The organism is Neisseria sp. P0009.S007, from assembly GCF_051962515.1.
Window position 1 is genome coordinate 1 of sequence record NZ_JBQCVF010000776.1, and the last position, 760, is coordinate 760.

Genomic DNA, 760 nt, shown 5'->3' on the forward strand with positions numbered 1-760 from the left:
GCCTTGGGCAACTCGCCTTTTACAAGCAGAAGCGAAAAGTATTCTTCAGGCAGTCGTAAGGCGACATCCTGCATTTGCTTGCGCGAGGAAAACAACACCAGCGTGCCGATGGCTTCAACCGGAGAAACCAGCTTCGGCAACCATTCGACAATGGCAGCCGTGTGCGCATCAGGGTCTTTGGGGCTGGCATGAACCGGCGGAATATACAGCTCGCCTTGCGTATCGAAATTAAACGGGCTTTCCAAAGCAAGCGTGGTGGTTTCGGGCAGCCATAATAGGCCGGTTTGACGCAAAATCAGGTTGAAGCTGCCGAGCGATTGCAGGGTGGCCGAAGTCAGCACCGCGCCTGCCGCGCGCCGCCATAGGCTGTTGGCAAGGTGGGATGCGCTGCTGATGGGGCTGGCGTTGAAAATATAGTCGTTTTTGTCGTCGGCATGGCGGGTTATCCATTTCGCCAACGGCTCTTCGCCCTCAATGGGAACGGTGGAGAGTAAATCCCAAACCGCGCTGATTTGTTCGATACGGGCGATAAAAAGGCCGAACTCACTGGTCAGGCGGTCGATGAGCGCGCCGTCCTGTTCTTTTTCGCGGCGCGCGGCGGAAAGCGCATCGTTCAGCCCGACAACGTGTTTGAGCAGGCTGCGCGCAGCAATAGCCGTATTTGAAACTGTGGTTTCCAGGCCTTCGGGGATTTTGCCGTCTTCCCACAGCCAAGTCGGTTCGTTGTGTTCCCGCCTGTCGTTTTCAGACGACCCCAGAC

The 760-nt window shown here is 56.7% G+C and carries 1 pseudogene; it reads right to left on the bottom strand.

The window, feature by feature from the left end:
* Window positions 1-760, bottom strand: a pseudogene (locus ACTHS3_RS16290) (ATP-dependent DNA helicase DinG); the annotation flags it as partial.